The sequence below is a fragment of the Nonomuraea sp. NPDC052265 genome (assembly GCF_044547985.1).
Taxonomy (GTDB): Bacteria; Actinomycetota; Actinomycetes; order Streptosporangiales; family Streptosporangiaceae; genus Nonomuraea.
Map to the genome: position 1 here is coordinate 149,189 of NZ_JBIUBJ010000017.1, position 26,530 is coordinate 175,718.

Annotated in this window: 25 protein-coding genes; 6 read left to right on the forward strand and 19 right to left on the reverse strand. The window is 73.3% G+C overall.

What is annotated here, in order from left to right:
• The first annotated feature begins 1 nt into the window (after position 1).
• Complete coding sequence (locus ACIHAD_RS36710) at positions 2 to 781, forward strand: hydrogenase maturation protease (protein WP_397359319.1); 780 nt, start codon at positions 2 to 4, stop codon at positions 779 to 781.
• Here the strand turns inward: ACIHAD_RS36710 and rfaE2 are convergent.
• Positions 753 to 2,216, reverse strand: coding sequence for a D-glycero-beta-D-manno-heptose 1-phosphate adenylyltransferase (gene rfaE2, locus ACIHAD_RS36715; RefSeq protein WP_397359320.1), 1,464 nt, complete (start codon positions 2,214 to 2,216; stop codon positions 753 to 755). The two genes, ACIHAD_RS36710 and rfaE2, sit on opposite strands and share 29 nt — an antisense overlap.
• A gap of 170 nt (positions 2,217 to 2,386) precedes the next feature.
• Here rfaE2 and ACIHAD_RS36720 point away from each other — a divergent pair, with 170 nt between their 5' ends.
• From ACIHAD_RS36720 to ACIHAD_RS36735, 4 genes are read left to right on the forward strand one after another with little or no spacing between them, the layout of a single operon-like run.
• Positions 2,387 to 3,490: a glycosyltransferase family 9 protein gene (locus tag ACIHAD_RS36720; protein WP_397359321.1), complete on the forward strand. Its 1,104-nt coding sequence runs from the start codon at positions 2,387 to 2,389 to the stop codon at positions 3,488 to 3,490.
• Positions 3,483 to 3,866 (forward strand): hypothetical protein, encoded by a 384-nt coding sequence (locus ACIHAD_RS36725; protein ID WP_397359322.1) that lies wholly within the window; start codon positions 3,483 to 3,485, stop codon positions 3,864 to 3,866. Before ACIHAD_RS36720 ends, ACIHAD_RS36725 begins: the two co-directional genes overlap by 8 nt.
• A gap of 50 nt (positions 3,867 to 3,916) precedes the next feature.
• Positions 3,917 to 4,495, forward strand: coding sequence for a helix-turn-helix domain-containing protein (locus ACIHAD_RS36730; protein ID WP_357707065.1), 579 nt, complete (start codon positions 3,917 to 3,919; stop codon positions 4,493 to 4,495).
• A gap of 24 nt (positions 4,496 to 4,519) precedes the next feature.
• On the forward strand, positions 4,520 to 5,272 hold the full coding sequence (locus tag ACIHAD_RS36735; RefSeq protein WP_397359323.1) for an SDR family NAD(P)-dependent oxidoreductase: 753 nt from the start codon (positions 4,520 to 4,522) through the stop codon (positions 5,270 to 5,272).
• Position 5,273: 1 nt separating this feature from the next.
• On the opposite strand, the gene ACIHAD_RS36740 is transcribed toward ACIHAD_RS36735, so the two are convergent.
• The 7 genes from ACIHAD_RS36740 to ACIHAD_RS36770 all read right to left on the reverse strand — a co-directional run bounded on the left by ACIHAD_RS36740 (position 5,274) and on the right by ACIHAD_RS36770 (position 12,038).
• Positions 5,274 to 5,561 (reverse strand): hypothetical protein, encoded by a 288-nt coding sequence (locus ACIHAD_RS36740; RefSeq protein ID WP_397359324.1) that lies wholly within the window; start codon positions 5,559 to 5,561, stop codon positions 5,274 to 5,276.
• 1 nt (position 5,562) lies between these two features.
• Positions 5,563 to 5,964: a D-ribose pyranase gene (gene rbsD / locus ACIHAD_RS36745; RefSeq protein ID WP_397359325.1), complete on the reverse strand. Its 402-nt coding sequence runs from the start codon at positions 5,962 to 5,964 to the stop codon at positions 5,563 to 5,565.
• Positions 5,961 to 6,905, reverse strand: coding sequence for a substrate-binding domain-containing protein (locus tag ACIHAD_RS36750; RefSeq protein ID WP_397359326.1), 945 nt, complete (start codon positions 6,903 to 6,905; stop codon positions 5,961 to 5,963). Before ACIHAD_RS36750 ends, rbsD begins: the two co-directional genes overlap by 4 nt.
• 18 nt (positions 6,906 to 6,923) lie before the next feature.
• The gene (locus ACIHAD_RS36755; RefSeq protein ID WP_352358766.1) at positions 6,924 to 7,901 is read right to left on the reverse strand and encodes an ABC transporter permease; all 978 of its coding nucleotides are present in this window, start codon (positions 7,899 to 7,901) and stop codon (positions 6,924 to 6,926) included.
• On the reverse strand, positions 7,891 to 9,393 hold the full coding sequence (locus ACIHAD_RS36760) for a sugar ABC transporter ATP-binding protein (protein WP_397359327.1): 1,503 nt from the start codon (positions 9,391 to 9,393) through the stop codon (positions 7,891 to 7,893). Before ACIHAD_RS36760 ends, ACIHAD_RS36755 begins: the two co-directional genes overlap by 11 nt.
• Entirely contained in the window at positions 9,390 to 10,397 is a 1,008-nt protein-coding gene (locus tag ACIHAD_RS36765) for a LacI family DNA-binding transcriptional regulator (RefSeq protein WP_397359328.1), read from the reverse strand. The genes ACIHAD_RS36760 and ACIHAD_RS36765 overlap by 4 nt, the downstream gene beginning before the upstream one ends.
• Positions 10,398 to 10,517: 120 nt before the next feature.
• On the reverse strand, positions 10,518 to 12,038 hold the full coding sequence (locus tag ACIHAD_RS36770; RefSeq protein ID WP_397359329.1) for an N-acetylmuramoyl-L-alanine amidase: 1,521 nt from the start codon (positions 12,036 to 12,038) through the stop codon (positions 10,518 to 10,520).
• A gap of 225 nt (positions 12,039 to 12,263) precedes the next feature.
• Between ACIHAD_RS36770 and ACIHAD_RS36775 the strand changes: the two genes are divergently transcribed.
• Complete coding sequence (locus ACIHAD_RS36775) at positions 12,264 to 14,234, forward strand: family 10 glycosylhydrolase (RefSeq protein ID WP_397359330.1); 1,971 nt, start codon at positions 12,264 to 12,266, stop codon at positions 14,232 to 14,234.
• Positions 14,235 to 14,237: 3 nt separating this feature from the next.
• On the opposite strand, the gene ACIHAD_RS36780 is transcribed toward ACIHAD_RS36775, so the two are convergent.
• The 11 genes from ACIHAD_RS36780 to ACIHAD_RS36830 form a co-directional block, all read right to left on the reverse strand.
• Positions 14,238 to 14,726, reverse strand: coding sequence for a cupin domain-containing protein (locus tag ACIHAD_RS36780; RefSeq protein ID WP_397359331.1), 489 nt, complete (start codon positions 14,724 to 14,726; stop codon positions 14,238 to 14,240).
• Positions 14,727 to 14,730: 4 nt separating this feature from the next.
• Positions 14,731 to 15,336 carry a TetR/AcrR family transcriptional regulator gene (locus ACIHAD_RS36785; protein ID WP_397359332.1) on the reverse strand — a complete coding sequence of 202 codons (606 nt, stop codon included), beginning with the start codon at positions 15,334 to 15,336 and terminating at the stop codon, positions 14,731 to 14,733.
• Positions 15,337 to 15,411: 75 nt separating this feature from the next.
• The gene (locus tag ACIHAD_RS36790; RefSeq protein WP_397359333.1) at positions 15,412 to 16,833 is read right to left on the reverse strand and encodes a pyridoxal phosphate-dependent decarboxylase family protein; all 1,422 of its coding nucleotides are present in this window, start codon (positions 16,831 to 16,833) and stop codon (positions 15,412 to 15,414) included.
• The gene (locus ACIHAD_RS36795; protein ID WP_397359334.1) at positions 16,830 to 18,212 is read right to left on the reverse strand and encodes an MFS transporter; all 1,383 of its coding nucleotides are present in this window, start codon (positions 18,210 to 18,212) and stop codon (positions 16,830 to 16,832) included. Before ACIHAD_RS36795 ends, ACIHAD_RS36790 begins: the two co-directional genes overlap by 4 nt.
• The gene (locus ACIHAD_RS36800) at positions 18,209 to 18,910 is read right to left on the reverse strand and encodes a TetR/AcrR family transcriptional regulator (RefSeq protein WP_397359335.1); all 702 of its coding nucleotides are present in this window, start codon (positions 18,908 to 18,910) and stop codon (positions 18,209 to 18,211) included. Before ACIHAD_RS36800 ends, ACIHAD_RS36795 begins: the two co-directional genes overlap by 4 nt.
• A 61-nt stretch (positions 18,911 to 18,971) precedes the next feature.
• Positions 18,972 to 19,391 carry a hypothetical protein gene (locus tag ACIHAD_RS36805; protein WP_397359336.1) on the reverse strand — a complete coding sequence of 140 codons (420 nt, stop codon included), beginning with the start codon at positions 19,389 to 19,391 and terminating at the stop codon, positions 18,972 to 18,974.
• Between the two features lie 145 nt (positions 19,392 to 19,536).
• Entirely contained in the window at positions 19,537 to 21,636 is a 2,100-nt protein-coding gene (locus ACIHAD_RS36810) for a sensor histidine kinase (RefSeq protein WP_397359337.1), read from the reverse strand.
• On the reverse strand, positions 21,633 to 22,886 hold the full coding sequence (locus ACIHAD_RS36815) for a sensor histidine kinase (protein WP_397359338.1): 1,254 nt from the start codon (positions 22,884 to 22,886) through the stop codon (positions 21,633 to 21,635). The genes ACIHAD_RS36810 and ACIHAD_RS36815 overlap by 4 nt, the downstream gene beginning before the upstream one ends.
• Positions 22,887 to 22,917: 31 nt before the next feature.
• The gene (locus ACIHAD_RS36820; RefSeq protein ID WP_397359339.1) at positions 22,918 to 24,096 is read right to left on the reverse strand and encodes an ABC transporter permease; all 1,179 of its coding nucleotides are present in this window, start codon (positions 24,094 to 24,096) and stop codon (positions 22,918 to 22,920) included.
• Positions 24,096 to 24,782 (reverse strand): ABC transporter ATP-binding protein, encoded by a 687-nt coding sequence (locus ACIHAD_RS36825; RefSeq protein WP_397359340.1) that lies wholly within the window; start codon positions 24,780 to 24,782, stop codon positions 24,096 to 24,098. The genes ACIHAD_RS36820 and ACIHAD_RS36825 overlap by 1 nt, the downstream gene beginning before the upstream one ends.
• A complete protein-coding gene (locus ACIHAD_RS36830) occupies positions 24,775 to 26,523 on the reverse strand; it encodes a peptidoglycan-binding protein (RefSeq protein ID WP_397359341.1) in 1,749 nt (582 codons plus the stop codon). Before ACIHAD_RS36830 ends, ACIHAD_RS36825 begins: the two co-directional genes overlap by 8 nt.
• Between the last annotated feature and the right edge of the window lie 7 nt (positions 26,524 to 26,530).

Genomic DNA, 26,530 nt, shown 5'->3' on the forward strand with positions numbered 1-26,530 from the left:
CATGGACACTCGGTCCCACCCCGAACGGCTCGGCCCGGCCGAGGCGATCGTCGACGGCGTGCGGCTGGCCCCGGGCAGCCGGGTGCGCCTGCGCCCCAAGAGCCGCGCCGACATCCTCGACCTGGCGCTCAACGGCCGCCTGGCGGTCGTCGAGAGCGTCGAGCGGGACGACGACGGCGGCTTCCACGTCGGCGTCACCCTCGCCGGCGACCCGCTGCGCGACCTGGGCGAGTCCAGGCTGCCGTGCCACCGGTTCTTCTACTCGGCCGAGGAGCTCGAACCCGTCGGAGGCGGCTGCCGCCCGCGCTTCCTGGTGGCCGGCATCGGGAACGTCTTCCTGGGCGACGACGGCTTCGGCGTCGAGGTCGTGCGCCGCCTGGCCGACGACGACCTGCCCGCCGACGTGATCGACTTCGGCAGCCGCGGCCTCGACCTGGCCTACGCGCTCCAGCGCGACTACGAGGCCGCGATCCTCGTGGACGCCGCGCCGCGCGGCGAGCAGCCGGGCACGCTCACCCTGCTCGAACCCGACCTGCGCGACCTGCCCGGCCCGGGCGGCGCCGGGGCCGAGAGCCATGGCCTCGACCCGGTCAAGGTGCTGCGCATGGCGCGGGAGCTCGGCCGGGTGCCCGCGCGGGTGCTCGTGCTGTGCTGCGAGCCGGCCCGGCTGGTCACCGACGACGTGCTGGTGGAGCTGAGCGAGCCCGTGCGCGGGGCGGTCGAGGAGGCCGTGCGGATGGTGCGTTCACTCGTCATGGACGTGCTGGCGGAAAGGGCCTGAGCCCGTCCGGTTCGCCGGGCACCGAGCGCATGCGGCCGATGAGGGCGGTCGTCGAGCGGTCGGGCAGGTAGTCGAGCACCAGCACCTCGCCGCCGAGCGAGCGCACCAGCGGCGCCTCGGCCAGCATCTCCGGGGTGTAGTCGCCGCCCTTGACGTAGATCTCCGGCCTGATCAGCCTGATCAGCCGCTCCGGGGTGTCCTCGTCGAACTCGGTCACGTAGTCCACGTCGTTCAGCGCGGCCAGCACCGACATGCGGTCCTCGCAGGGGTTGAGCGGGCGTCCCGGGCCCTTCAGCCGGGTCACGCTCGCGTCGCTGTTGACCGCGACCACGAGCACGTCCCCGAGTTGCCCGGCCTGTTCCAGGTAGCTGACGTGACCCCGGTGCAGCACGTCGAAGCAGCCGTTGGTGAACACGACCCGCTCGCCCCTGCGCCGGTGCTCGTCCAGGAGCTGGGCCAGGCGCTCGGGCGCCTGCACGGTGCCCTGCTGGCGGCGCAGGGCGCGCAGCAGCTCGTAGCGGGTGCAGACGGCCGTGCCGGGGCGGCGGACGACCACGCCTGCGGCGGCCTGGCCGGCCTCGGCGGCCTCCTCCGGCGTCGCGCCGCCGGCCAGCCAGAGCGAGAAGGCCGCGGTGAAGGTGTCGCCCGCGCCGGTCGCCATGTGCTGCGGCGCGGGCTGGGCGTAGGTCCGGTACGGCGGGCGGCCGGCCCTGTGCAGCAGCGTGCCCTCGCCGTCCACGGTGGTCACCACGATCCGGGCCCGGGTGGCGGCCAGGATCCGCTCCGAGCGCGCCATCAGGTACGCCGGCCGGTCGGCCGCGTCGTCCACCTCGCCGAGCAGGCGCACCACCTCGGCGTAGTTGGGCAGCACCGCCGCCGGGCCGCACTCGCCCCAGGGCGCGACCGCGTGCGCGTCCACCACGAGCAGCGGCAGCCCGGCCAGCGCCCGCCGCACGGCCGGGGTGAACACGCCGCCGCCGTAGTCGCAGGCCACGACGACGTCGGCGCCCGTCACGGCCTCCGAGAGCCGGACCAGCAGGTCCCGTTCGGTCTCGGGCGGGATGACCTCAAGGTCCTCCTCGTCGTAGCGGGCGGTGAGCTGGCCGCTGGTGACCAGGCGCCGCTTGTGCGCGGTACGCCGCCCCGGCACCGTCAGCAGGTCCGCCTCCACCCCGAGCAGCCGCAACGCCTGGACGAGCTGGTCGCCGCAGGAGTCGTCGCCCATGACGCCGAAGAGCCGGACGCGGGCGCCGAGCGCCACCAGGTTGGCCGCCGTGTTGGCGGCCCCGCCCGGCGCGTCCTCGACCGCCTCCAGGTTCATCACGGGCACCGGCGCCTCCTGGGCCAGCCGCTTGGCCGAGCCGAGCAGCCACGAGTCGAGCATGACGTCGCCGACGACGACCGCGCTGACCGTCTCTTCCCTCTCGGTGCCCATAGAGGGCGAATACCTGCGAAAGCCCAGCTCAAACGCGTATCGGCTCAAATAGGTTCGTCCCATAACCGAAGTTATGGGCCATCCCTGCCGGGTAGCCCGGCCAAGGACCGGCCGGCCGTGGGGGAGCTGGGCTGCGGGCTGCCGACCACCGTTGTGGACAGGAGCGCGGAATGCTACGACTACATGCCGGAGACCCGATGACGGCCCGGCCCGGCCTGGTCGGGGACGTGCGGAGCATCGCCGTCCTGCGGGCCAACGCGATCGGCGACTACCTGCTCGCGCTGCCGGCCATCGAGGCGATCGAGCGTGCCTACCCCGAAGCCGCGATCACCCTGCTCGGCACGCCGTGGCACGCCGAGTTCCTGTCCGGGCGGCCGGGGCCGGTGGACGACGTGGTGGCGCTGCCGCCGATCTCGGGGGTCTCGACGTCGGAGCCCGGGTACCCGGTGCCCGACGAGACCTGCGCCGAGCTGCGGGAACGGGAGTTCGACCTGGCGGTGCAGATCCACGGCGGCGGACGCTTCTCCAACCCGTTCCTCCGGTCGCTCGGGCCGCGGGTGACCGCCGGGCTGCGCTCCCCGGACGCCGAGGAGCTGGACCGGTGGGTGCCGTACACGTACTTCCAGCACGAGACGCTGCGCTTCCTCCAGGTCGCCGAGCTGGTCGGCGGGCTCGCCGAGCGGCTCGAACCGCGGGTCGCCGTCACCGGCCGCGACCGGGCGGAGCTGGCCGAGTCGTTCGGCGAGCCGCCGTCCGGGCTGGTCGCGCTGCATCCGGGGGCGACGGACCCGCGGCGGCGCTGGCCCGTCGAACGCTTCGCCGAGGTGGCCGACCGGCTCGGCCGGCCCGTCGCGGTGACCGGGAACTCGGCGGAGAAGGACCTGGTGGAGGCGACGATCGCGGCCATGCGCGGGCGCGGGTACCCGGTGATCCCCGTCGTCGGCACGCTCACCCTCGGCGGCCTGGCCGCCCTGTACGAGCGCTGCGACGTGGTGGTCGCCAACGACACCGGCCCGCGCCACCTCGCCGCGGCCGTCGGCACGCCCACGGTCGCCGTCTACTGGTGCGGCAACCTCATCAACGCGGGGCCGCTCACCAGGACCGCACACCGGCCGCTGGTCTCCTGGACCACCCGGTGCCCGTCCTGCGGCGTGAGCGGCGTGGACGTGGTGGCCGAACGCTGCGAGCACGACGGGACATGGGTCGCGGACGTCTCGGTGGACGACGTGACCGAGCAGGCCGAAGACCTACTGAAGGAGTACGGAAATGGCTGATCAGGCTGTGCTGGACGAGCTGCAGGAAGCCCTGGACGAGGCGTTCCAGGGGCGGGACCGGGTGGCGATGCGCGAGGTGTACGCGCGGGTCTCCGCGCACGTGCGCCTCCCCGCCGACATGCTGGCCCATCTCAACGAGCTGCCCGAGGGCAGCTACTCCAGGGAGGAGATGGCCGAGGCGATCAACGACGTCATCAGGCGGCGGGGCGAGCAGGACAGCCTCGGCCTGCTGCGCATCCCGCGGCAGCGGCCCGTGGAGGAGAGCGCCGCCGCCGAGCGGGCCGTCGCGGACGACACGCCGCTCGACTCCCTCAACCCGCCCCCGACCCGGCCGGACGACGGCCAGGCCCCGGAGTTCCGCGAACCGGGCGCATAGAGCGGCAGGCTAATTAGACCGTTCGTTCTTGAATGTGGTAACTTCGCCGCGTGGCACGGAGCAAGGAGTTCGATCCCGAGGTCGCGCTGGACCGGGCGCTCGACCTGTTCTGGGAGCGCGGTTACGAGGCGACCTCGATGGCCGACCTGGTGGAGCGGCTGGGGCTGGCGCGGGCCAGCATCTACGGCACCTTCGGCGGCAAGCGGGAGCTCTACGTCAAGGCGCTGGAGCGCTACCTGGCCCGGCGTAACGTGGTCGAGCCGCTGGCTCAGCCGGGGCCCGCGGTGCCGGCCGTACGCGCCTTCCTCGACGCGTACGTGGCCGAGATCCTCGCCGACGAGCTGCGGCGCGGCTGCATGGTCGTCAACACGGCCGTGGAGTTCGCCTCCCGGGACGCCGAGCTGTCGCGCCGGGTGACGGCGAGCTGGGCCGAGCTGGAGACGGCGCTGGCCGCCGCGCTGGTCCGCGCCCGCGCCCAGGGGGAGATCCCCGAGTCGAAGGATCCCTACGCGCTGGCCAGGTTCCTGCTCGTGCTGCTCCAGGGGCTGCGCGTGCTCGGGCGCGCCGATCCGGACCCGCGCCGCCTGCGTGACGCGGTCGAGCAGGCTATGGTTGCCGTCCAAATTTGAGACCGATCGTTCTAGGAGTTTGCGGTGTTTGAAGGAAAAGTCGCGCTTGTCACCGGGGCCACCGGGGTCGTGGGCCGGGCCGCCGCGCTGGCGTACGCCAGGAAGGGCGCGTCCGTGCTGGTCGCCGGGCGGGACGCCGGACGGCTCGGCGAGGTGGTCAAGGAGATCGAGGCCGAGGGTGGGCGGGCCACCGGTTTCACCGCGGACGTCACCGACTCGGCCTCCGTCGCCGCCATGGTGGACGCCGCCGTCACCCGCTACGGCGGGCTCGACGTGGCGCTGAACGCCGCGGGCGTCTTCGGCATGCTGGCCCCGGTGGCCGACTACGACGAGGACACCTGGGACACCGTGCTCGCGGTGAACCTCAAGGGCGTGTTCCTGTCGATGAAGCACGAGATCGCGTACATGCGCGAACACGGCGGCGGGACGATCGTCAACGTGGCCAGCAACCTGGGCGCCCACTGGCGCCTGCCCGGGGCCGCCGCCTACGCCGCCTCGAAGGCCGCGGTGAGCCACCTGACCCGCACCGCCGCCCGCGACCACATCGCCGACGGCGTCCGCGTCAACGCCGTCAGCCCCGGCCCGATCGACTCGCCCATGTCCATGCGCCCCGGCGAGACGCCCGCCGAGCGCGACGAGCGCATGCGGGACGCCCTGCCGATCGGCCGCGTCGCCACCCCGGAGGAGATCGCCGCGGCCGCGCTGTGGTTGTCCTCGCCGGAGTCGAGCTTCGTCGTCGGCCAGGACCACGTGATCGACGGCGGCGCCACGGCCTGACTCAGCCGGCCGCCGCGGGCGTACGGGTCTCCTGCATGGCCGGCACCGCCACCAGGCTGATCAGCCCGACCCCGGCCATGTACGCCGACACCGACAACGACGTGCCGGTCGACTCGTGCAGGGCCGTCGCGACCAACGGGGCGAACCCGCCGCCGAGCAGCGCGCCGACCGCGTACGAGAAGGAGACCCCGCTGTAGCGGTAGCGGGCCTCGATCATCTCGGCGAACAGCGCCGACCGGGGCCCGTACGTCGCGGCGAGTCCCAGGGCTCCTGTTCCGTTCGCGATCACCCTACAAGCGAACCTGGAACGCCACCCCGCACCGCAGGATCACGTTCGCGTACGGCGTGGCCTCCCCCGTGCGGACGGCCAGCCGCACCCCCGCCGACAGCCGCTTCAGCTCCTCGTGCGGCACGTACGCCAGCCCCGGCAGCCGGGCCGAGAGCAGCTCGGCGCAGCCGGGGTTGCCCGCGCGCACCTCCTCGGCCGCCGTGCCGCCCTCGACGACGAGCTCGGCCAGCAGCCCGTCGAGCACGTCGGCGAAGGCCGGGATGCCCGGCAGGAAGGCCAGGTCGACGACCCGCACGCCGGGCGGCACGGGCATCCCGCTGTCACAGACCAGCACCTGGTCGGTGTGGCCGAGCCGGGCCATGGCCCCCGCCAGCTCGGCGTTCAGTATCCCCGCGCGTTTCACTGGAAGTCCGCGACGTTCTCCTTGGTCGCCACCTTGACGGGCACGGCCACCGTCTTGTCGATGGTCTCGCCCTTGGCGGCCTTGACCGCGGCCTGCACCGCCTGCTGGCCGAGCAGCGACGGCTGCTGCGCGACGCTGGCGGCCAGCGTGCCCGCCTGGACCGCCTTCAGGCCGTCGGGGGTGCCGTCGAAGCCGACGACCTTGACCTGCTGGCCCGCCTTGGCGCCCAGGGCCTTGATCGCGCCGAGCGCCATCTCGTCGTTCTCGGCGAAGACGCCGGTGATGCCCTGGTTCGACTGGAGCATGTTGGTCATGACGTCCAGGCCCTTGGTGCGGTCGAAGTCGGCCGGCTGCTTGGCCACGACCTTGATGTTCGGGTACGCGGCGATGCCCTCCGCGAAGCCCTGGCCCCGGTCGCGCGAGGCGGACGTGCCCGCCGTGCCCTGCAGCACGACCACGTCGCCCTTCTCGCCGAGCTGCTTGGCCAGCTCCTGGGCGGCCAGCTTGCCGCCGGCCACGTTGTCGGAGGCCACGGTCTGGGCCACCTCCGCGCCGTTGACGCCACGGTCGGCCGCGATCACCGGGATCTTGACCCGGTCCGCCGCCTTGACCGCCGGGGCCGCCGCGTCGGAGTCGACCGGGTTGACGATGATCGCCTTCATGTTCTGGCTGGTGAAGTTCTGGACCTGGTTCACCTGCTGGGAGGCGTCGTTCTGGGCGTCGGTGACGGTCAGCGTGACGCCCTCCTTCTTGGCCTCCGCCTCCGCGCCGCTGCGCAGCTGCACGAAGTAGGGGTTGTTCAGGGTCGACACCGACATGCCGATCTTGATGTCCCCGCCCCCCGAGGACGTGCCACCGGAACCGCCGTCGCCGGAGGAGCCGCAGGCGGCCAGGCCGAGCGTGAGCGCGGCACCGGCCATGACAATCGCGGGAATCCGCATGATCTTTACTTCCTTTTCCTAGTTCGTTCCCCTGCGCCGCAGGGTGTCGACGAGGACCGCGAGCGCGATCACCACGCCGATCACGACCTGCTGCCAGAACGCCGAGACGGACAGCAGGTTCAGCCCGTTGCGCAGGACGGCGAGGATGAGCGCGCCGACGAAGGTGCCGAGCGCCCTGCCCTTGCCGCCGGACAGGCTCGCGCCGCCGATGACGACGGCCGCGATCGCGTCCAGTTCGTAGCCCGCCGCGGCCTGCGGCTGCGCCGAGGCCAGTCGGCTGGCCAGGACGATCCCCGCCACCGCCGCGAAGACGCCGGACAGCGCGTACGTGATGAGCTTCTGCCGGTTGACCTTGATGCCGGACAGCCGGGCGGCCTCCTCGTTGCCGCCGATGGCGTACATGGCCCGGCCGGGGTACGTGCGGTTGAGCACGACGGCCGCGATCACGCCCATGACCAGCATGACCAGCACCGGGATCGGCAGGTAGTCGCCGAGCGTGTCGCCCAGGTGCGAGACCGAGTCGGGCATCGCGATCGGGCTGCCCTGCGAGATGACCAGGGCCAGGCCGCGGGCGATGCCGAGCATGGCCAGCGTGGCGATGAACGGCGGCAGCTTGCCGTACGCGATCAGGGCCGCGTTGACCAGGCCGCACACGACGCCGACGGCCAGCGAGACCACGACGGCGACCGGCCACGGCAGCCCGGCGCTGGTGGCCGTCCAGGCCAGCACGATCGCCGACAGCGCGGCGACCGAGCCGACGGACAGGTCGATGCCGCCGGTGACGATCACGAACGTGGCGCCGAAGGCCAAAATCGCGGTCACGGCCGCCTGGACGCCGACGTTGAGCAGGTTCGTCACGCTCAGGAAGTCGGACGACAACAACGACAGCGCCACGACCAGCACGACCAGCGCGGCGAGCGCGCCGTTCTCGGCGAACCAGGCCGCGGCGGGCGACCGGCGGCCGGTGAGCTTGTTCGGAACGGTGCTACTTGGCACGGGGACCCTCCACATCCGTGACCGCGAGGGCCATGACGTCGTCTTGCGTGGCCCCGGCCGCGGGCAGCTCGCCGACGAGCCTGCCGCGGGCCATGACCAGAATGCGGTCGCTCATGCCGAGCACCTCCGGCAGATCGCTGGAGATCATGAGCACGGCGTGCCCGGAGGCGGTGAGCGCGTTGATGAGCTGGTAGATCTCGACCTTGGCCCCGACGTCGATGCCGCGGGTCGGCTCGTCGAGGATGAGCACGCCCGCGTCGGCGACCAACCACTTGCCGATGACGACCTTCTGCTGGTTGCCGCCGGACAGCGTGCGGACCTCCTGGTCCAGGCCGGTCATCCGGATGCCGAGCTGCTCGGCCACCTTCCCCGCGGCCTTCCGCTGGCCGGCGCGGTCGACGAAGCCGGCGCGGGTGGCGGCGCGCATGGTGACCAGGCCCAGGTTCTCGGCCACGTCCGCGCCGAGCACCAGGCCCTGGCCCTTGCGGTCCTCGGGGACCAGCCCGAGCCCGGCCTCCATGGCGGCGTGCACGTCGCCGGGCGTCAGGCGCCTGCCGCGCACGACCACCTCGCCGGCGTCGTAGCGGTCGGCGCCGAAGACGGCCCGCACGACCTCGGTGCGGCCGGCGCCGACCAGCCCGGCGACCCCGACCACCTCGCCCGCGCGCACCTCGAACGACACGTCGTCGAAGACGCCCCTGCGGCCGAGGCCGGAGACCTTGAGCAGCGCCTCGCCGCGTTCGGCGGCCCGGCGCGGGAACTGCTGGTCGATCGGGCGGCCCACCATGAGCCTGACCAGCTCGTCCTGAGGGGTGTCGGCCGGGATCTCGGTGACCGACCTGCCGTCGCGCAGGACGGTCACCCGGTCGCCGATCTCGGCGATCTCCTCCAGGTGGTGGGTGATGAACACGATCGACACGCCCTCGTCGCGGAGCTGGCGGACGATCGTGAACAGCTTGGCGACCTCGCCCGAGGTGAGCACGGCGGTGGGCTCGTCCATGATGAGCACGCGGGCGTCGAGCGCGAGCGCCTTGGCGATCTCCACCATCTGCATGCGGGCGATGCCGAGCCGGGCGATCGGGGTCGCCGGGTCGACGTCCACGCCGACGCGGTCGAGCAGCGCCCTGGCCTGCCGTTCCATGCGCTTCTTGTCCACCAGCCCGAACCGGCGCGGCGGGCGGCCGAGCGCCAGGTTCTCGGCGACGGTGAGCTGGGGGACCAGGTTGAACTCCTGGTAGATGGTGGCGATGCCGAGCCCCTGTGCGTCGCCCGCCGTCCGGATGTCCACCGGCTGCCCGTCGACGGTGACGCGCCCGCCGTCCGGCCGGTACGCGCCCGACAGGATCTTGATCAGCGTGCTCTTGCCCGCGCCGTTCTCGCCGAGCAGGACGTGCACCTCGCCGCCGCGCAGGCTGAGATCGACGCCGTCGAGTGCCACGACACCGGGAAAGACCTTGCGCAGGCCCTCGGCCTTGAGTATCTCCGCGCTCACTCCATGATCCCTTTCCGCTCGCAAGACCGGCGAATCACCAGGCGCGCGGGCAGGACGTGCGAGTCGGCCGCCTGCCCGCTCTGGATCCGGCCGATCACGAGCCGCACGGCCAGGCGCCCCATCTCGGCGGTCGGCTGGGCGATGGCGGTGATCGGCGGGGCGGTGTGCTTGAACCAGGTCACGTCGTCGAAGGAGGCGACGGCGACGTCGGCGGGGATGCGCAGGCCCCTGGCCTGGATCTCCTCCAGCCCGCCCAGCGTCATCAGGTTGTCGCCGAAGAAGATGGCCTCGGGCGGCTCGGGCAGGTCGAGCAGCTCGGCGGTGATGCGCCGGCCGCTGCCCTCGCGGAAGTCGCCGGGGCGCACGTACTCGGGGCGCACCTCCAGGCCCTCGGCGGTCATCGCGGCGGCGAAGGCGGCCGTGCGCTCGCGTCCGGTGGACAGGGTGGCCGGGCCGGAGGCCAGGGCGATCCGGCGGTGGCCCTGCTCGCGCAGGTGGCGGACCAGCTCGGCGATCGCGGCGGCGCCGTCGGAGCGTACGGAGGGCACGTCGAGCCCGGAGATCGTGCGGTCGAGGAACACCACCGGCCGGCCGGCCTCGGCGAGCTGCTGCACCAGCGGCGTGACCTCGGCGGTCGGGCAGATCAGCAGCCCGTCCACGCGCTGCTCCAGCAGGGTGCGCACGTAGTGGTCCTGCTGGTCGGCGCGCTCGTCGGCGTTGCCCATGACGACCGTGAAGCCCTCGCGCCTGGCCTCGTCCTCGACGCTCCTGGCCAGCTCGGTGAAGAACGGGTTCAGGACGTCCCCGATGATCAGGCCGATCGTCCTGGTCGCGGTCGTGCGCAGGGAGCGGGCGACGGCGTTGGGCACGTAGTTGAGCGCGCTCATCGCGTCGTAAACTCGGCGCCGGGTCTCCTCGTTGACCGAGGGGTTCTCGTTGAGCACGCGGGAGACCGTGGCGACGGAGACACCGGCCTGGGCGGCGACATCCTTGATCCTTGCCATCGTTCCTCCGTGTAATCGATTACACGGCAGCTTATGAAATCGATTACATGATTGGCAAAGTGAAATGGCTCACACCCCCGGGGGAGAGGGTGTGAGCCGGCTTTCCGGAGTGCCGGGCGGTCAGACCTTGCTGATCCGCACCGCGTCGGCGATGACGAGGCCCGTGCCGGCGGTCCACCGGCTGATGCCGACGACGTTGTAGGTGCCGGCGTTCAGCGAGAAGGTGCCGATGCTGCGCCAGCCACCGCCGCCGGACCGCTGGTCGACGTAGACGGTCTGGTTGCCGCCCGAGGCCGCCACGATGTACGGCGCCGAGCTGTTGTAGCCGGGATCGGCCGGATACCAGACCTCCACCTTGTACGTGCCCGCGCTGGGGATCGCGGCCTGGTACCAGGCCGGGTCGCTGGAGGCGACCGGGTCGGCGAAGCGGTAGTCGGCGCCGTAACGCTGGCTGGAGTAGGCGGAGGTGCCCCAGTTGGCGCTGGCGGTGAACTTGCCGGAGGTGGCGTTGTCCACCGTGGTGGACCACGAGGGCGTGCCGCCGCCGGTCACGTAGTTCATGTACGTGGTCCAGTTCCAGTACGGCCCCGGATCGGTGTGGTCGGCCCCGGGAACCTCGTTGTGCCCGATGATGTGGGCGCGGTCCTTCGGGATGCCGTACTTGTCGCAGATGGCCTTGGTCAGGGCCGCCGACGCGCGGTACATGGCGTCGGTGAACCACGAGGACTCGGTGACGTAACCCTCGTGCTCGATGCCGATCGACCTGGTGTTGTAGGTCCAGTTGCCGGCGTGCCAGGCGATGTCCTTCTCGCGCACCATCTGGGTGATGGCGCCGTTGGACGACTTGACCACGTAGTGCGCCGAGACCTGCGCGGCGGAGTTCTGGAACCAGGAGATCGTCCCGGCGTACGAGCCCTGCGTCACGTGGATGACCACGCGGTCGATGGCGTAGCTCGACGGCCGGCTGGAGGCGGTGTAGTTGCTGGAGCTGGCCGGGACCCAGGCGGCCGGGCCGTAGTCGGTGCTGAGCACGCCGACGTCGGAGCGGGCGCTCAGGTCGGGGGCCTTGGCGTACTCGCCGCGGTCGGCGGTGACCTCCTGGGGCTTGACCGTCACGCCCCGGGCCTTGATGCCCAGGCCGAGCTGCTCGTAGACCGAGTCGGCGTACAGCCGGGCGATCTCCGGCGAGGAGGCGTTGCCGTACTTGGCGACGGCCTGGTACCAGCGGCCGGCGTCCTTGCGGGCGGCCTCGTCCAGGCCGAGCTCGTCGGCGTAGGAGCGGAGCACGGCGGCGCCGCCCAGGATGTTGGACTCGTTGTCGGAGCGCAGCTTCTCGACCGGCAGGCTGGTGAGTTCGGCGGCCTTCTCCAGCGCGTGCGCCGTGGGGTTGCTGACCAGGTGCATCAGGCCGTAACCGCCGCTGGCGCTGGGTTTGCCCTGGTGGTCGTCGAGGTGGGTCTCGGCGTAGGCGAGCGCGACCAGCAGGTCGCGGGGGACGTCACTGGCCGAGGCGGCCTTGGCGAACGCCGCCGGCAGCGCGGGCTCCCTGGCGGCCTGCGCGGCGGGCTGGCCCGCGGTGATCAGTGCGACGGTGAGGGCGGAGGTGGCGAGGGCAGCTAATCGCGTGCGGGCGAGAATCATGGGGGCGCTCCTCGTTGGGGGGTGACGGTGGAACGCGGGCGCGGAGCCGCGGCCCGCGTTCGGCGCCGAATGCGGCCCAACGTACGTCAGCTCTGACACAATGTCGATAATTGACATTACAGACGTGTTAGGTGAAACTTTCCGCCCGCCGTCCAGGGGGCGGCGCGAAAGTTGGGCCCCTGAAAACTATTGCGCTTTGCGGTTTGGGGACTGAAACTTCCCTTCGTGACCGCGCTCCTGCGTACCGTCCTGGCGGCGCTCACCGCCGTTGTCGTCACCGCTGTCGTCACCATCGTGGCTGCCGTCCCCGCCTCCGCAGCCCCCTCCTTTGCCTCCGCAGCCGCCTGCGCCACCGATCCCGCGACGCCCAAGCGGCAGCTCCGGGCCATGTGGATCTCGTCGGTCGCCAACATCGACTGGCCGAGCCGTACCGGGCTCAGCGTCTCCGCCCAGCAGGCCGAGTTCCGGGCCTGGCTCGACCTGGCCGTCGCCAAGCGCATGAACGCCGTGATCGTGCAGGTCAGGCCGACGGCGGACGCGTTCTGGCCCTCCCCGTACGAGCCGTGGTCACAGTGGCTGACCGGCACCCAGGGGACGAACCCCGGCTACGACCCGCTGGCGTTCATGGTCGGCGAGGCCCACGCGCGGAACCTGGAGTTCCACGCCTGGTTCAACCCGTACCGGGTCGCCAACAACGACGACCCGTCCAAGCTGATCTCCACGCACCCCGCGCGGCAGCACCCCGACTGGCGCTTCGCCTACGGCGGCAAGCTCTACTACAACCCCGGCATCCCGGCGGTGCGCGACTTCATCGAGGACGCGATCATGGACGCCGTCACCCGCTACGACGTGGACGGCGTGCACCTCGACGACTACTTCTACCCCTATCCGGTCAGCGGCCAGGCCATCCCGGACTCGGCCGCCTACGCCCAGTACGGCGGCGCGTTCCCGAACATCGCCGACTGGCGGCGGGACAACGTCAACCTGCTGGTCCGCGAGCTCGGCCAGCGCATCCACACCGCCAAGTCGTGGGTGTCGTTCGGGATCAGCCCGTTCGGGATCTGGCGCAACTCCTCGACCGACCCGCTCGGCTCGCGTACGTCGGGTCTCCAGTCCTACGACGCGATCTACGCCGACAGCCGGCAATGGGTCAAGCAGGGCTGGATCGACTACCTGGCACCGCAGATCTACTGGCACATCGGGTTCTCGACGGCCGCCTACGACGTGCTGACCGCGTGGTGGTCGGACGTCGTGCGCGGCACCGGCGTGCAGCTCGTCGTGGGGCAGGCCGCCTACCGGGCCGGCGCCTCCGGCCAGGAGGCCGCCTGGCAGGACCCGGCCGAGCTGAGCGACCACCTGTACGACAACAGGAAACATCCCGAGATCGCCGGTGACGTCTACTTCAGCGCCAAGGACGTCAAGGCCGACCGGATCGGGGCGATCACCAAGCTGGTCACCGACCACTACGCCAAGCCCGCCCTGCTGCCCGCCCGGGGCTCCGGGGCCGCGCCCGCCGCGCCCACGATCACCGCGGCCACCGCGGGCTCGAACGGCGTCCAGCTCACCTGGACGGGCTCCGGCACGGCGTACGCGGTCTACCGCGTGGCCGGCACGCCGCCCTCGGCCGATCCGTGCTTCTTCGCCGACGCCCGGAACCTGATCGGCACGACCAGGCAGAAGTCCTACACCGACCCCGGCGGCGGCGCGTCCACCTACTACGTGACCGCGCTGAGCAGGACCCATCAGGAGAGCGCGCCGAGCGCGGGCCGGGCGGCGGGCGGCACGGGCGGCTTCAGCGTCGTGATCGACAACGCGGACGCCGCTTTCACGGCCTCCTCCGCCTGGGGCACCTCCAGCTACTCCGGCCAGGCGAACGGCGCCGACTACCGCTTCGCCGACCCGGTCGCGGCCAGCGATCCGGCCTGGTTCCGGGCGGCGATCCCGAGCGCGGGCAGCTACCGGGTGGAGGTCTGGTACCCGGCCAACGCGGGGTACAACGGCTCCGCGCCGCACATCGTGGCGGCCTCGGGCGGCAACCAGACGGTCAACGTGGACCAGCGCACCGGCGGCGGGGTGTGGCGGGTGCTGGGGACGTACACGCTGGCGGCCGGGACGTACAACGTGGTCGGGGTGAGCCGGTGGACCTCGGCGACCGGCTACGTGATCGCCGACGCCGTCCGGATCACCAAGGTCTGACCCTCAGGAGCGGGCCTTCGTCCAGGCGGGGCTGTCGAGGAAGTGGTTGTCGAAGCGGTCCTGCGAGGCCAGCAGCTCTTCGAGCGTGGCCTCGCCGGTCTTGAGCCGGGCCAGCAGGCGGAAGTACTCGAACCGTTCGACGCCCGGCGTGATGACGATCAGCAGGTCCGCCTCGGAGCCGGGGGCCGCGGCGAAGGCGTGGGCGACGTCCGGCGGCACGACGGCGACGTCGCCCTGCTCCAGGGTGATCACCTCGTCGCCGGACAGCACCTGCGCCCGGCCGTCCAGGACGTAGAACATCTCGGACGCGGTGGTGTGGGTGTGCGGGACCGCGCCGTCGGCGCCCTCGCCGAGGGTGATGCGCATGGTGCTCAGGGCGCCGCCGGTGGCGCTGGAGTCGAGGAGCATGCGGCCCGTGCTGGGCGGGCCGCCGATGACCTCGGCGTCCACGGAGCGGATGACGGCGGTGGTGCGGGGGTCGATGAGCGACATGGTGTTATCCGTTCTCAGGGGTGGCGCCGCGGAGGGCAGTCTCCGCGAGGCGTTCGGCGTAGGCGCGGCCGACGGGAAGGCCGGTGATCAGGACGCGGTAGTAGAGGGCCCCGGCGAGCTGGTCGAACAGGGCCTCGACGTCGAGATCGGCGCGTAGCTGGCCGCGGTCCCTGGCCTTTTCGAGCAGGGCGCGGGCCAGGGTGTTGCGGCGGGCGTACATCTGGCGTTCCAGCTCGCCGACGTCGGCGTGGCGGGCGGCGGCGGCGACGAGCTCGGCCACCGTGCCCGCCGACGCGTCCTCGTCGCCGGGCGCGCGGCCCGCCGCGCGCATCCGGTTGAGCCCCGCCGCGATCTTCTCCAGGTACGCGGGCAGGTCGCGCCGGATGTCACCGGTGTCGGTGATCTCGTCGTGGTCCTGGAGCCGGTTGACGACGGCCACGGCCAGGTGGTCCTTGGTCGGCCAGCGGCGGTAGAGCGTGGTCTTGGCGATGCCGGCCCGCTCGGCGACCTCGTCGGGGGACAGGCCGGCGTAACCGCGGGTGAGCAGCAGCTCGGTGGCGGCCTTGATCACGCCCTCGTCGATGTCACTCCTGCGCGGCCGTCCCGCCATGCTCCCACGTCCTTTCGCTACTTGGGTAGCGTAATAGGGGTGGCCGCCATTACGCAACCCAGGTAGCGAAATTGGTCAGGAGCCGTAGATCACCGCCAGGAAGCGGAGGAGGACGGCTTCCCTGGTCTCGGCCGGGAGGGCGTCCAGGACCGCGTTGACCACCGCCATCTCCGGCTGGCCCGCGCCGGGACGCAGGTCCACGCCCACCGAGGCGGCCAGTTCGGCGAACGTCGCGTCGTCCAGGGCGTCCAGGTCGAGGCCGGCGATCAGCTCGACCAGCCCGTCCGGCACGAGCGCGGGGCCGCGCCGGCGGGCCGCCTGCGCCGAGTCGGCGATCATCTTGAGCATCGCCTCCACCCCGGCCAGCGTCACGCCGGTGACCGTGACGTGCAGGTTCGCGGGGATCCCGGCGTACGAGAGCTGCGGTTGCAGGAACCAGCCGCGCTCGCGGGCCGCGTCGGCCAGCACGAACACGTCGATCCCGTCCCCGGCGAAGGCCACCAGCGAGGACTCGGGCGCGCCCAGGACCCGCAATCCCGGGATCGCGGCGATCCCCTCCCGCAGCCGGGCCGCCGCCTTGAGCGTGGCGCGGCCGAGCTCCACGTACCCCTCCCGGCCGAGCGCCTGGAGCGTGGCCCACGCGCCGCCGAGCGGCCCGGCCGACCGGGAGCTCTGCACGGTCGCGTTGATGATCGTGTAGCCCGGCCAGGCGGCCGAGGCGAAGTACGCCCCGCGCCGCGTCGCCGGGTCGGCGAACAGCACCACCGAGGCGCCCTTCGGCGCGTAGCCGAACTTGTGCAGGTCGCAGGAGAGGGACGTGACCCCCGGCACCGACAGGTCGAACGGCGGCACGTCGGCCCCCGCCTCCCGCAGCCACGGCAGCAGCCAGCCGCCCACGCACGCGTCCACGTGGCAGGCCACGCCCGCCTCGGCCGCCACGGCGGCGACCTCCGCGACCGGGTCGATCACGCCCTGCGGGTACGACGGCGCCGAGACCACCACCAGGACCGTGTCCTCGTCGATCGCCGCCGCGACGTCCTCCACCCGCACCTTGTACGTCTCCAGGTCCACCGGCACGGCCTTGACCCGCAGGCCCAGGTAGTGGGCCGCCTTGTGGAAGGCCGGATGGGCGGTCACCGGCAGCACGAGGTTGCCGGCGGGCCGTCCGGCCGCGTCCCGCGCCGCCTTGACGGCCAGCATGATGGACTCGGTGCCGCCGCTGGTGAAGATGCCGTGGCCGCCGCCGAGCAGGTCGGCGACCGCGCCCACGACCTGCTTCTCCATCTCGACGATGCTGGGGAACGCCGTCGGGTCCAGGCAGTTGACCTCCAGCATCTCGAAGTACGCGCGGGCCGCCGCCTCGTGCACCTCCGCCCGGCCGGTGTCGTAGACGTACGCGGTCACCTGCCCGCCCCGCACCGGCAGGTCGTGCTGTTTCATCCTGGCCACCTCGGCGAGCAGGTCCTCGGTGGTTCTTCCGGTCAGGGGGAGGGTCACACGGTCTCCTTGGCGAGGGCGAGGGCGGGGGCGAGGGCGAGCCTGCCGTACCGGACGACGAACGGCAGGCTGATCAACATGAGCAGGGCGGGCAGCGCGGTGAAGCCGAGCAGCAGCCCGGTCAGCGCGCCGGGCGGCTGGGCGACGGGCGACTCCACGGGCGCGGAGACGAACCCCGACAGGGCCAGGACCAGCGCGAACAGGCCCGGGCCGAGGGCGAGCCCGGCGGTCTCGCCCGCCGTCCACAGACCGGTGAACGCGCCGGCCTGAGCATGGCCGGTACGGGCGGCGTCGGCGTGCACGGTGTCGGGCAGCAGCGACAGCGGCAGCAGTTGCAGCGCGGCGTAGCAGACCCCGGCCAGCGCCGTCAGCGCCAGCGTGGCGGCCAGGCTGCCCGCCGCGATGGCGGGGACCAGGGCGAGCGCCACGGCGGCGAACCCGGCCGAGGCGGCCAGGTAGCAGCGCACGGTCCCGTACGCGCGGGCCAGCCGGGCCCAGCCGGGCACCGCGAGCATGCTCGGGCCCACCAGGCAGACGAACATCACCGAGGTCAGCCCGTAGTCGCCCAGCCGGTACGAGGCCACGTACGGGGCGCCCGCCAGCATCACCGCCACCCCGAGCGCCTGCGTGACGAACGCCGCCAGCAGCGCGAAGAACGGCCGGTTGCCCCTGGCCAGGCGGAAGGCCGCCGCCGGGCCGAGTTGCCGGGGCCCGGGACGCGAGGACACCCACCGCGTGCCCAGCGTCGCGGCCACGAGGACGCCGGCCATCACGGCGCCGATCGCGACGCCCATGACCGCGTACCCCGTCCGGCCGCCGCCCGCCAGGTCCACCACGGCGGGGGCCAGGCCGCCCGCGACCAGGATGCCGACGGTCAGGCACACCACCCGCCACGACATGATCCTGGTCCGCTCGGCCGGGCTCGCCGACATCTCGGCGGGCAGCGCCACGTATGGCACCTGGAAAGCCGCGAACGCGGTCGCGGCCAGCAGGAACGCCACTCCCGGCCACGCGGCCCCGGCCACGCCGCCGGAGACGCCGCCGGGCACGGCGAACATCAGCGCGAACGCCACCGGCAGCGTGGCCGCGCCCACCGCCAGCAGCCGCGTCCGGCGGCCGGTGCGCACGGCCTCGCGGTCGCTGGCGGCGCCGACGAGCGGGTTGAGCAGCACGTCCCAGATCTTCGGCGCGACCAGCACGGCGCCCGCGACGGCGGCGGGCACGCCCAGCATGTCGGTCAGGTAGTAGAGCAGCAGCAGGCCGGGGACGGCGGAGAACACGCCCGTGCCGACCGAGCCGACGCCGTAGCCCAGCAGCCGGCCGCGGCCCAGCCGCCCGGCGCTCGCGAGGGCCGTCGCGGGGGACCCGGTGCCGGTCATCGCGGGTCGCCGGGGAGTGAGCTTTCCGGGTCGCCGGACAGGGGTCTTCGCGGGTCGCCGGGCAGAGGTCTTCGCGGGTCGCCGGGGAGGGCGAGGGTGCGGTGGAGGGTCAGGTGGAGGTGGGCGCGGAAGCGGCGGAGCGCGGCCCGGTCGCCCGCGGCCCGGCGGTGGCCCTCGGCGTCGAGCACGCCGCCCTTGGCGAAGCCGTGGATCGACCAGATGACCGTCCACATGGCGTACTCCAGATCGACCGCGCCGTCGATCACGCCGGCCTCGACCGCCGGGCGCAGCGCACCGGTCACGGCGGAGACCAAGGGCTGGACGTACTGGCGTTCCAGCTCGGTGATGTCGCTCGCGTCGGAGAGCCAGCGGTGCATCCACAGCGCGGGGATCTCCGGGTTGTCCACGCAGAAGTCGAGGTAGTCGTCCACCAGGCCGTGGATGGAGGCGACCGGGTCGTCACCGGGCAGGCGGGCGAGCGCCTTGTCCAGCGCCGCCTTCTCCGCCCGGTGCGCCCGTTCCATGACGGCCAGGTACAGCTCCCGCTTGCCGCCCACGTGGTAGTTGACGGTGGCGATGTTCATCCCCGCCGCGTCGGCGATCTGGCGCGTCGAGGTGCCGTCGTAGCCGAGCGCGGCGAAGAGCTGCGTGGCCGCCTTGAGGATCACGGCCGGCTGTCCGCTGTCGGCAGGTCTCATACGACCGACCGTAGTTCCGTCCGCGCCTATTGGTCAATCGCTTGATGGAGAGCTTTCCGGGTCAGTCCGGCGCCCAGTACTTGACGAGGACCTTGTCCAGGTGCGCCACCACCGGCTTCCAGGAGCGCGGCAGCGTGTACCGCGTGGCGTGGTGGCCCTTGTAGGTCAGCGTGTACTTGAGGAAGTCCGCGCCCTGCGGCGGACGTTCGGACCGGCCGATCCTCAGCTCCTTCAGGTAGCCGCGGAGTTGACGCTCTTCCTTGGCCGTGAGGCACTTGGCCACCGCCGGCCCGGTACGGCGGCTGAGCCGGAAGCAGCCGTCGGTGTAGACCGTCACGCGGTTCAGCAGCCCCGCGAAGCCGCCCTCCTCGCGCAGGTCGACCAGCACCTTGCGCTGCGCGGTCACCGCCTCGGCGGGCAGCGCGGAGGCCGTGACGGCCAGCGCGAGCGCGGGCAGAAGCACGATTCGCCAGATCTTCATACCTCTATGACGTACGGGAGCCCCGGACGGCTCACTTGCCGAGGCCGGCGTCGCGGGCGCGGACGATGGCCTCGGCGTGGTCGGCGACGTGCAGCTTGGCGGAAGATGTCGGCGCGCTCCTCGCGCTGCGTCCCGGGCTGACCGACTAGGCCGGCGTGAGCGGCAGAACGGCGGTCACCTCGGTGCCGCCGCCCGTCCGGGGGCCGATCGCGCAGGAGCCGCCGATCTCGGCCGCCCGCTCGCGCATCGACGTCAGGCCCACGCCCGGCGACGGCTCGTCGGGCAGCCCGGTCCCGTCGTCGGCGACCGACACCCGCAGCGCCGCCGCCTCCCGCCGCAACGTGACCAGCACCGACGTGGCCTGGGCGTGGCGGCGCGCGTTCGTCAGCGCCTCCTGCACGATCCGGTACGCGGCCGTCTCCACCGCCGCCGGCAACCCGTCGAGCACCCCTTCGGACCGGCCGCGGTCCTCCTCGGGGTCGCCGGACGCGCTCTCGGAACCGTCGGGGGCCGGGGGCACGGTGACCTCGACGTGGGGGCCCGGGGTCCGGCCGAAGGCGCGGAGGGCGCCCGCCAGGCCCAGCTCGTCCAGCACCGGCGGCCGGAGGCCGTCCACCAGCTCGCGCACCGACATCAGCGTGCTGGTCATCTCCTCACGCACCCGGACCAGCAGCTCCTCCACCGCCCCGGGGTCGCGCTCCAGCCGCCGCCGCGCCTCGTCCAGGGTCATCGTCACGCTGGTGAGCGTGGGGCCGAGCCCGTCGTGCAGCTCCCGGCCCAGCCGGCGCCGCTCCTCGTCGCGGGTCGCGCTGATCCGCTCGTGCGAGTCCCGCAGGTCGGTGCTCAGCCGTACGGCGTGCGCCAGCTCGGCCAGGTGCTTGGCCATGACGTCCAGCGGTTCGCGACCCGGCCGGGCCCCGGCGATCCGCAGCCGCCCGACCGGCTCACCGTGCCAGGTCAGCTCGACGGACCGGGGCCGGGCGCCCAGCTCGCCGTCCACGAACGACAGCGCGGGCTCGCCCGGCACCTCCACGCCCACCCCGCGGGCGACCAGCGACGTACGCACGACGGAGATGGCCTCGGCCAGCGCCCCCGCCGGGTCCCCGGCCCGCTGCACGGTACGGCTGAGCAGGTCGGCCGCCCGGTACGGGTCGCGTTCCACGTCGAACAGCCGGTCCACCGAGCGCTGGAGCCGCAGGCGTACGGGATGGAAGGCCGCGCCGGTGACCATCGCGGAGGCGAGCCCGGCCGCCGCGCCGTAGTCGCCCGCCACGCTGTTGGACGCCCAGATGAGCACCGAGTACGTGAGCCCGGCCCCGACCGCGAGCGTGCCGTACACCAGCGTGCGGTTGAGGATGAGCCGGATGCCGTAGAGCTGGTGGCGCAGCACGGCGGCGATGATCGAGATGGGGATGCCCGCGGCCACGAAGACCCGTACGGTGATGATGAAGGTGTCCTGGGTGCCCGCGCTGACGATCCAGTAGACGACGAAGATCGCCATGGCGTAGAAGTACCAGGTGATCTGGCGGCGCACCTCGGGCGTCGCCGCCCGGTACCGGAAGCCCAGGGAGACCAGGCCGAGCAGGCACAGCAGGATCATCGGCGGCCCGATCCACGACTCCACGACCTCGGGGACCTTCCCCAGCGCCGCCACCCCGAACGGGTTGCCCACCGGCACGCCCAGCTCGAACGACGGGTCGGGGGACAGGCCGAGCAGCAGCGAGTGCCCGACCATGAGCGTCACGTTGCCGTAGAGCACCGGCCGCCAGCGCCTGGACGGCAGCCGCCCGTCGGGGAAGAGCAGCGGCATGATCCCCGTGAACGTGGGCACCGCCAGCAGCCACAACCAGATGGCCGGCCAGGCGACGTAGGGCAGGAGCGGGCCGGGCGCGTGGACGTACATCCAGCCGGTCAGCGCGAACAGCAGCGAGTACGCCGACCAGACGACGCCGGTGGCCCACATGAGCCACGGGAACGGCAGCCGGGGCCGCCGGGAGATCAGGAACGCGCCGGCGAGCGGGAACATCAGCCCGATCGGGTCGAGCCCCTGCGTCGCGGTCAGCCCCTCGACCTGGGCCGACAGCACCGCCGCCACCAGCACGGCGGTCACCGAGGCGCCGGCCGGCACCCACACCGCCGCCATCACGGCCCGCCGCCGCCACCCCCTCGCCCGGCCGTGCCCATCCGCGCCGGACCCTGTGCCGGGGTTCGTGGGGGTGGGGGCGTTCTCCGGCGTGGGGGTCATCGCTGCTCCCTGATCGGCAGTCTCGCGACGACCTCGGTGCCGCCGCCGGGGCGGACGTCCAGCTCGCAGACGCCGCCCACCTCCTCGGCCCGCCCGCGCATCAGGGCGGCGCCCTGGCGGCGCTGCTCGGGCAGCCCGATCCCGTCGTCGGACACCGTCAGCCAGAGCGCGTCCCGCCGCTCCACCCTGATCAGGGCGGTGGTGGCGCGGGCGTGCCTGCGCACGTTCGCCACCGCCTCATGCGCGATCTTGTACGCCGCCACCTCCACCGCCGCGGGAAGGTCGGCCAGCGAGCCCGTGACCACCACGTCCACCCTCGGGCCGGGCGCGTCGGCGAGCAGCCGCAGGGCGCTCTCCAGGCCGAGCTCGTCCAGGCCGGCGCCGTCGAGCGCGGGCGGGCGCAGGCCGTACACCAGGTCGCGGACGTCCACGATGGCCTCGGTCATCTGCCTGCGTGCCGTGCTGAGCAGCGGTTCGACCGAGCCGGGGTCGCTGGCCAGGCTGAGCCGGGCCTGGTCGACGCTCATCGCCAGGTTCGTCAGCGTCGGCCCGAGCCCGTCGTGCAGGTCGCGGCGGAGTTTGTGGCGTTCCTCCTCGCGGGTGACCATCATGCGCTCGCGCGAGCGTTGCAGGTCGGCGCTGAGCCGTACGGCGTGGGCGACCTCGGCGAGCTGCCTGGCCAGCATGTCCAGCAGCGCCCGGTCGCGCGGCTCGCCGGCGACCGACAGCCAGCCCATCGACTTGCCCTGCCACACCAGGCGTTCGACCGAGGGGGCAGGGCCGACCTCGCCCGCGATGACGCTGCGCACCCGCCCGCCGGGCAGGACGACCTCCACCGCGACGCCGCGCGCGCCCAGGGCCAGCCGGACCGCGTGGGCCGCCGACGCCAGGGCCTCGGCCGGCCCCTTGGCCTCCTGCACGCTCCGGCTCACCCGGTCGGCCAGCCGGTACGGGTCGCGCTCCCACTTGAACAGCCGGTCCACCGCGCTCTGCAGGCGCAGCCGTACGGGCTGGAACAGCGCGCCCGCGGCCAGCGCGGCGATCAGGTCGGACCACGAGCCGAGCAGGCCGTCGAGCGCGCCGACCCCGAAGTAGACGGCGCCGACCACGGCGGTCAGCCCGAGGTAGACCAGCGCCCGGTTGAGCAGGACGAGGGTCCGCTCGCGTCCGCGCAGCCCGGACAGGACCGCGGCCTTGACGAGCAGCGGTCTGGCCGCTCTGAGCAGCACCAGCCGGACGTTTTTCCCCATATGTCGGGCACATCATAAAGTGGCGGGACCGCTATCGCAGAGAGTCCACCGGCTGCATTTTCGCCGCCCGCAACGCGGGGTAGAGCCCGGCCAGCAACCCCACCACCGCCCCGGCCACCGGCGCGGCCAGCGCGAGCCGCGCGTCGAGGAGCGGCGTCCACTCCCTGGCGGCCGAGACGGCGACGACGGCGACCACGCCGAGGCTCGTGCCGATCACGCCGCCGGCCAGCCCGACCAGCGTCGACTCCAGCAGGAACTGGGCTGCGATGTGCCGCCGCGCGGCGCCGAGGGCCCGGCGCAGCCCGATCTCGGGGACCCGTTCCATCACGGTGACGAGCGTGACGTTGGCGATGCCGACCGCGCCCACGACGAGCGAGACCAGGCCGAGGATCAGGAACAACGCGTTGACGTCGTCCTGGGCGGCGTCGCGGGCCCTGGTCGGGCCGGGCGGCGCGACCACCTGCAGCATGTCCTCGTTGCCGGGGCTGAGCGCGAGGGGCGTCTGGCCCGCGACCAGCGCGGTGGCGCCCAGGCCGGTGTTGACCAGCACCCTGGTGACCGTCCGCAGCCCGAACCCGGCCCCGGCGGTCGGCGGCACGAACACGGCCGCGCCCAGGTCGCGTTCCCGGCGCAACTCGCCGAGCACGCCGATGACCGTGTACGGATGCCTGCCGATGAAGACCGCGGGCGCCCCGTCGAGCCGGGTGATCCCGAGCAGCCTGGCGGCCTGGTCGCCGAGCACGGCCACCCGGTCGCCGCGCCGGACGTGCCCGGCGTCGTAGAACCTGCCGCGCAGCATCGTGCCGCGCAGGGCCCCGGGAAGGCCGGTGGTCGCGGCCACCACGGGCAGCGACTGCGTGGTGATGCGCGCCGGGTCGACGATGTCGTTGGAGCGCACGGACAGGTTCGCGGTGTCCTCGCTCTCCGACAGCGCGGCGGCCGACTCCACTCCGCGCAGCCTGGTCAGCCGGTCGACCGCGTCCCAGGTCACCAGGGGCGCGCCCGGCGAGCCGGGCACCTCGACGGTGATCGCCGTGGCCACCAGCGCGTCGAAGCGGCCCACGACCTGGTTGCCCGCGGTGGCGGCCACGCCGAGCGTCACGACGAGGGTGGTGATGCCGAGCACCGTGCCGAGCGTGGTGAGCGCCGCGCGCAGCGGCCGGGCCAGCAGCCCGGCGACGGCCTCGCCGGCCAGGTCGCGCAGATCCATCACTCCTCCACCAGGACGCCGTCGGTGATCCGTACCCGCCGCTCGGCGCGCGCGCCGACCTCCTGCTCGTGCGTGATGACCATGATGGTCAGGCCCTGCTCCCGCAGCTCGTCGAACAGGTCGAGCACCGCCTCGGTGTTGCGGCTGTCGAGGTTGCCCGTGGGCTCGTCGCACAGCAGCAGGGACGGGGAACCCATGAGGGCCCTGGCGATGGCCGTGCGCTGACGTTCGCCCCCGGACAGCCGGCCCGGCGCGAACGCCGTACGGTGTCCGAGGCCGACGCGGTCGAGCGCCGCCAGGGCCCGCTCCCGCCTGCCCTTGCGTGCATGCCGGGTGTAGAGCTCGGCGAGCATCACGTTCTCCACCACAGTGCGGTGGGCGAGCAGGTGGAAGGACTGGAAGACGAAGCCGATCCGGTCGCCGCGCAACCTGGTCCTGGCGCCGTCGGGGAGCGTGGTGGTCTCGGTGCCGTCGAGGCGGTAGCTGCCGGAGTCGGGCCGGTCCAGCAGGCCGAGCACGTTGAGCAGCGTGGACTTCCCGGAGCCGGACGGCCCCATGACGGCCACGTAGTCGCCGCCGCCCACCCGCAGCGAGACGGCGTCGAGCGCCCGGACCGGCGGCTGCGCGGCGTACAGCCGGCACACCCCCGTGAGCTCGATGACCGGCTCGGCCGGCCGCTCAGGCATCGCCGACCACCACCCTGTCGCCCTCCTTGAGGGCGCCGGTGACCTCGACGTTCCCGTCGGCGGACAGGCCCGTGCGGACCTCGACGTCCCTGGTGCGGTCGGTGGCGTACTCGACCCGCACCCTGGCCCTGCCGTCGGCCGAGGTGATCACGGCCGCCACGGGCACCACCAGGACCGGGTCCTTCGTCGCCCCCACGGTGATCCGTGTCGTCACCGCGGTCCCGGCCTTCAGCCCCTTCGCCGCGCGCGGCGTGATCAGGACGGGCTGCGCCCCGGCCTCGACCGCCCCGGAGCCCGGCACCCGCGCCTTGTCGCCCACGGCGGTCAGCCGGGCCGGGGACGACCGGCCGGTGTCCAGCTCGACGGTCGCGGGCATGCCCGCACGCAGCAGCTCGGACTCCGCCGCCTCGACCGACGCCGTGACCGCGAACGACGAGCTCGTCACGGTGGCGACCTCGCCCTCGACGCGCTGCCCGGCCTTCACCGACACCTTGCGCACGCGGGCCGGCAGCTTCGGCAGGAACACCACCTCGCCGGGCGGGATCGAGACCCCGTACGTGCGGGAGAACTCGGCCAGCATCTCCTCGGCCGCCGCCACGTCCGCCCGGGCGCCGGTCACCTTGAGCCGGGCGGGGGAGAGCTGCCTGGCCTGGCGCAGCGCCTGCTCGGCGGTCGCCAGCGTCTCCTCGGCGGTGCGCACGGCCGCGCGCAGCTCCTCGATCCGGGCCGCGCGGGTCTGCCCGGCCTCCTTCAGGATCAGGTCGCGGGCCTCCTGGGCGGCCGACAGGTCGGCGTGGGCGTTGGCCACCCGCAGCTCCAGCAACCGCGTGTCGGCGGGCGGGGCCGTGGGCTGGGGAGCGGCCGTGGTGGTGGCCGCGGGAGTCCCGGTCGGCGCGCTGGTGGGCGCGCTGGTGGGCCGGGTCCGGGCGGCGGCGAGCGCCTGCTCGGCCTCCAGCAGCTTCTCCTCGGCCGCCCGCACCGCCGACTCGGCGGCCGACAGCCGGGCCTCGTCGGCGGGGGTCACCTCCTGGGAGCGGGCCTCGGCCAGGGCGTGGCGGGCGGCCGTGAGCCCGGTCCTGGCGTTGGCCAGCTTGAGCTTGAGCGGCAGCACGTCACGCCCCCGGTCGAGGGCCTGCTGCTCGGCCGCCAGGGTCTCCTCTGCGGTCCGTACGGCCTTGCGCAGGGTCTCGTACGTCTGCCGGTCGCCGAGGGCGGGCCGCTGGGCCTCGTAGCCCTTCGCCGCGTAGAGCGCGGTGAGGGCGGCGATCGTGGCCCGGTCGAACACCCCGGTGGACGGCGCGCGGTGGCCCAGCCTGCGCAGCGCCCGCTGCAACTGGGTGACGTCGTCGCCCTCGCTGCCCGGGGTGATCGTGCGGTGCATCGGCACCGAGCCGCGCAGGACGAACACCGGGCGGCCGTTGACCTCCATCAGCACCGCGCCCTCGGCGATCCTGCCGGGCCGCGGCGCCCTGGTGGCCCGCTGGAGCTCGGACGCGCCGCCGACGGCACCGGCCAGGCCGACCGGCAGCGGTGAGCCGTACTCAAGGGTGCCGTTGACCACCACGGTGCTGACCAGCCTGCGGCGCTCGACGGCGGCGGTGACGAGGGACGGCTTGGGCGCGGCGCGCCTGGCCGCCTCGTCGGCCGGCGAGCGCAGCCGGGTGCTCACCGCCCACCCGGCCGCGGCGACGAGCACGACCCCGGCGAGCACGACGGCGAGAAGCCTGCGTGGGGATCTCATGAGGACG